Raw genomic sequence first — 5,594 nt, 5'->3', positions numbered from 1 at the left:
TCATTCATCCTTCCCAGATCAGTAACATCGGCCAAAATAATTTCATAATCATGAAAATTAAATTTTTCTGATATTTCCAGATCTATATCGTAAAGAGGTGATTCTGCCTGATCCAGTAATATGATTTTTTGAGGATTGTATCTGGCAAGCTGACGGACAATTTCACTGCCAATAGATCCTGCAGCACCAGTTACCAAAATAACTTTCCCCATGTTTTGTTTCCTTACCTGTTTGTCATCCAGGTGAATAGCATCCCTTTCCAGCAGATCTTCAATTTTTATATTTTTGAGTTGTCTGACACTTAATTCACCATTAATCCATTGCTCCACATTGGGGACGGTCAGTACTTTTATGTCCTGGTTTAGACATTCCTCAACCAGGTCATTTTTAAAGACATTGGGAATATTCTTCTTCGCAATAATAAGATGGGTAGCACTGTATTTTGAAACGACAAGCGAGAGGTCTTTCAGATGATAAATAGGAATGCCTTCAAGTGTCTTTTTTACATTTCTTTTTGAATTTTCGATAAAGGCAACCACCTTATATTGAGCCAAATTATCCAGATCCAAAGCTCTTTTGGTCAACATGGCAAATTCGCCGGTACCGTAAATGATCATGTTGGTCTTTTGTTTTGACGGATGCATAAACTCATAGTACAAAGTTTTTGTCAGCAGTCTGAAGCAGATCATCAGGAAAGAGGTAGTAACAAAATCAATAATAATAACCGAGTAGGGGATAATGTTTTTACCGTCTATAAAGAACATGTTTACGACGTTTATGGCTACGAAGGTCAGGCTGCCTGAGGCAACTACCGTGAGAATAAGTTCTATGTCCCGCAGGCAGGTATAACGTATAATCCCTGAAGAAGTATGGGCAATTAGAAAACTCACTGCCCGGATTGCAAGAATACAAATGATTAAGGGTAATAATTTAGAAAGATATAATGCAGGAATAGATAAATTAAACCTAAGGTAAAAAGCTATTAACAGAGAACTGAAACAAATACCTAAATCAATAATAAATATTATCCATCGTGGTGTAAGCCTTTTTGTATAATTCATTTCAGATATTTTTTCAAAAATCATTTTATATTCTTTCAAAATTAAATATAATTTACTTATGAAGTTACTTGTTTTACGAAAAAGTAAACAAAAGTTATGAAATTTTAATGAATAATTCTTGAAAGTAATTAGTCGGATTTTAATTACTTAGATCAAAAAAGATTTAATGAATTCGTTTCCTTTTAAAAGGCCATAATATCCTGAATTAACGCTGAATTCATCAAATTTATTTACCTGGTCGGGCAGAGTATTGGGTTTGTATATCAGAAATGGAACCGGATCGCTGACATGGGTACGTATCTCGCAGGGGGTTGGATGGTCCGGTAAAAGGGCAATAGAGACAGGTTCTTTCATGTGAGAAGTTTCTTCAAGAATATATTTTACCACTTTCTTGTCAATATCTTCGATTACTTTTGTTTTTAATTTATAATCCCCTTCATGTCCGGCTTCATCTGGAGCTTCAATATGAAGATAAACAAAATTTGAGTCCTGTAAAGCATCCACAGCGGCTTTCGCTTTCCCTTCATAGTTGGTGTCGTATAAACCGGTTGCCCCTTCAACTTTAATTACTTTAAAACCGGCATAAACCCCAATACCTTGAATAAGATCCACAGCAGAAATTACAGCACCTTTCCGGATTCCAAATAATTCTTTAAAGGTTTTCATTTTGGGCTTATATCCCGGCGACCACATCCAGATAGAATTTGCCGGATCTTTTCCTTCGTCTTTTCTTTTTAAATTAACAGGATGATTTTCGAGAATCTCCTGTGATTTTACGATTAATTCATTTAAATAATTTGCAGTATCTCTCCCTTCTTCAGAAAGGGATTTGATGAAAACCTCGTGAAAATCAGTGCCTGGGACATCATGCGGAGGAGTACATTCAATTTGCTTGGAGCCCTCTTTCAGTACAAGTAAATGACGATAACTTACCCCGGGATAAAATTGCAATTTATCTGATGAAAATTCTTTATTAAGCGTTTCGATTATTGGAGTGGCTTCTTCTGTTGTGATGTGTCCGGCTGAATGATTTTTTATCTTTCCGTCCTCTATACAAATAAGATTACAGCGCATAGCAAGGTCTGTATTGCCCAGCCTGATTCCCATACTTGCAGCTTCAAGAACTCCGCGGCCTTCATAAACTTCTTTTACATTATAACCCAATACACCCATATTGGCCACTTCACTGCCCGGATGCATGCCCTCAGGAACCGTAATTAGTTTTCCTGTGCAACTCATCGCACACAACTTATCTATGTTGGGAGTATTTGCAGCCATCAGGGGAGTTTTATCTCCCAGTTCCTTTATGAGTCGGTCGGCCATGCCATCGGCGAGAATTATAATATATTTCATGCTTTATAAATAATATTAGAGCACAATACTTAAAAATGTTCTTTTAAGTATGATTTAAATGCTTTATAAGAATTTTCAAGTTTGTCAAATGATTCCGTTTTGTCTTCTAAACCTTGTAAACTGCCGGGTATAGAAGGTTCGAAATGTAAAAATTCTTTTAATGCATCAGGAAATTTGGCCGGATGAGCTGTTTCGAGCGAAATGCACAACTGCTGGTCGTTATTATCCTGTGGATTTGCATCCAGGTAATTTTTCAAGCCTGCCCAACTTACTGCTCCGTGAGGTTCCAGCACAAGTTTATACTGGTTGTATGCTTTTTTTATTGTATCTATTGTTTCTGAATCCGAGATACTTATGGCAAACATATCCTGTTTCATTAAAGCCATATCCGGAGATTTAAGAATTTCTCCTTTTTCATTCATGGCGCCTTTATAAAGGGCAACGATTCTGGCTAAATTGCTTGGATGCCCGACATTCATGGCACTTGAAAGGCAATTTTTGGAAGGTACAATGGGTTGATATGCTCCCGTCTTAAAATAATTGGGCACTTCATCATTCTCATTGGTGGAAATGACGAATTTCTTAACCGGTAAACCCATTTTTTTTGCCAGTAAACCGCCCATCAGGTCTCCGAAATTTCCGGAAGGAACAGAGAAAATAGCCTCATCATTACTTTCTCCATGGCTTAACCTGGAATAGGCATAGAAATAATAGATGCTTTGGGGCAATAGTCTGCCAATATTTATTGAATTAGCGGAGGATAAGTTCAGATATTCCAGGTCTGAGTCTGAAAAAGCCTGTTTTACCAGAGCCTGGCAATCGTCAAATTTGCCGTTGAGGGCTATTGTCTGGACATTCTGCCTGAGAGTAGTCATTTGCCTTCTTTGCCGGTCGGACACTTCATTTTCAGGGAAGAGTATGACAATTTTTATGTTGTCCAGTCCATAAAAGGCATTGGCCATGGCGCTACCGGTATCTCCTGAAGTTGCTGTAAGAATAAGAAGATTACGGTTGTCTTTTTTGAGGAAATACTGCATCAATCTTCCCATCATGCGGGCGGCAAAATCCTTAAAAGAGGCTGTGGGGCCCTGATCAAGGCGCATGACATATTTCCGCCCTGCGACATTTTCCAAAGGAACAGGAAAATTGTATGCATCATGGGTAAGAGTATGAAGCTCCTGATCACTGATCTGATCGCCTAAAAAACGTTGGAGCACCGAAAATGCAATTTCAGGATAAGTTTTTGAAGCAAAGGTTTTAATTTCATCAAAGTTAAAATGAGGAATGGTTTCAGGCATGAAAAGTCCTTTGTCCGGGGCCAATCCTTTGATCAGGGCTTCGCTGAAAGCAACCGGCTGGGCTTTTAAGTTGGTTGAGTAGTATAAAATATCTTGCTTCATCATTTTCATTTGATTTAATTAAACATTGGCAACCCGGATGATGTCTGCAAAAACACCTGCCGCAGTAACTTCGGCTCCTGCACCATAACCTTTGATAATCATGGGTTGCTCTTTATATCGTTCGGTAGTAATGAGAATTATATTGTTACTGCCCTCCAGATGATAAGCGGGATGGTTTTGACCAACTTCCATCAACTCCACACTGGCTTTCCCATCTTCCAGCTTTGCTACAAAACGCCAACATTTATTTGAGGCTTCAAGTTTTTTCCGTTTATTTTCAAATTCTTCATCGTAGTGGGGGAGCTTTTTCCAGAAATCTTCTACAGGGCCTTCAAAACATTCCTTAGGCAGGAAGGTATGGATTTCCACATCTTTCTTTTCAATTTCATATCCTGCTTCACGCGAGAGGATCAGAATTTTACGGACCACATCTATCCCGCTAAGGTCAATGCGCGGGTCAGGTTCCGAGAATCCTTTTTCTTTGGCCATTCTTACAGCCTCACTGAGCGGCACATCAGCACTTAATACATTGAAAACAAAATTAAGGGTACCGGAAAGTACTGCTTCAATTTTTATGATTTTATCTCCACTTTTGATCAAGTCGTTGATGGTGCTGATAATAGGTAATCCTGCACCGACATTGGTCTCGAAGATAAACTTAATATTTTTGTCCCTGGCTTTTGTCTTGAGCTCTTTGTACAGCGAATATTCAGAAGAACAGGCAATTTTATTCGCTGCCACAATAGAAATATACGAATCCAGAACCTTGTTATATAACTTGGCTACATCTTCATTTGCAGTACAGTCAATAAACACGCTGTTGCGGATATTCATGGCTGCCATTTTAGCAACGAACTCATTGATATTGGCTTTGACACCTTCTTCATTCAACCGGTCCAAATAATTGTGCAGGTCAATGCCACCTTCATTCAGCAGCATTTTTCTGGAATTGGAAATGCCTACCAGGTTGATTTTTAGTTTATGGTTGTGTAAAAGCTTTTCCTGCTGGTTTTCAATTTGCCGGAGCAAGCTTTTTCCTACTGTACCGATTCCAATAAGGAATAAATGCAGGTCCTTGTATTTCGAAAGGAAGAAACCGTCGTGTATAACGTTTAAAGCCTTTTTCAGGTAAATATTTTTGATGACGACCGAAATATTCAGCTCAGAAGAGCCCTGAGCGGTAGCGATTACACTGATCCCGCTTCTTCCCAAAGAGGTAAACAGATTAGCTGAAATTCCGGGCGTATTTTTCATCTTTTCGCCTACAATGGCTATGATGGAAAGATTTTCTTCAAGAAGTATGGTGATCTCTTTCTTATAGTCTATTTCGGCTTCGAATTCATTTTTGATGGCTTTGATTGCCTTGCGGGTATCTGCCGGGTTAACAGCGAATGTAATAGAATATTCGGACGAGGCCTGGGTGATTAAAATTACATTAACACTGTTTTTTGCAAGGGAACTGAACAAACGGCTTGATATTCCGGTTACGCCAACCAATCCGGCGCCAACCAGGGTAATCAGTGAAATATTATCTATGGATGATATGCCTTTAATGGGCGAATCCGTATGATTGAGGTCACTGCTGCAGATGACGGTACCCGGGGCATCCGGGTTAAAGGAATTCAGGACCTTTACGGGAATATTTTTTTTAAATACAGGCTGAATGGTAGGGGTATAAACCACTTTGGCCCCAAAATGAGAAAGTTCCATAGCTTCGGAATAAGATAAATTTCTAATTGCAAAAGCTTTTTCAACTTTCTTGGGGTCAGCGGTCATAAAT

Annotated in this window: 4 protein-coding genes; all 4 read right to left on the bottom strand. The window is 38.9% G+C overall.

The window, feature by feature from the left end; translation table 11 throughout:
- Nucleotides 1-1,061: polysaccharide biosynthesis protein (locus tag Q8907_12005; GenBank protein MDP4274993.1), on the bottom strand; the 1,061-nt coding region annotated here is incomplete at its 3' end.
- A gap of 147 nt (nt 1,062-1,208) precedes the next feature.
- Nucleotides 1,209-2,414 carry a cofactor-independent phosphoglycerate mutase gene (locus Q8907_12000; protein ID MDP4274992.1) on the bottom strand — a complete coding sequence of 402 codons (1,206 nt, stop codon included), beginning with the start codon at nt 2,412-2,414 and terminating at the stop codon, nt 1,209-1,211.
- A 29-nt stretch (nt 2,415-2,443) separates the two neighbouring features.
- Entirely contained in the window at nt 2,444-3,823 is a 1,380-nt protein-coding gene (thrC, locus tag Q8907_11995; protein ID MDP4274991.1) for a threonine synthase, read from the bottom strand.
- Nucleotides 3,824-3,832: 9 nt separating this feature from the next.
- The coding region (gene thrA, locus Q8907_11990) for a bifunctional aspartate kinase/homoserine dehydrogenase I (GenBank protein ID MDP4274990.1) at nt 3,833-5,594 on the bottom strand (1,762 nt) is incomplete at its 5' end.

The organism is Bacteroidota bacterium (assembly GCA_030706565.1).
Taxonomy (GTDB): Bacteria; Bacteroidota; Bacteroidia; order Bacteroidales; family JAUZOH01; genus JAUZOH01.
Note: the sequence above shows the minus strand (reverse complement) of the source record. Positions and strands in the feature narration are given on the sequence as shown.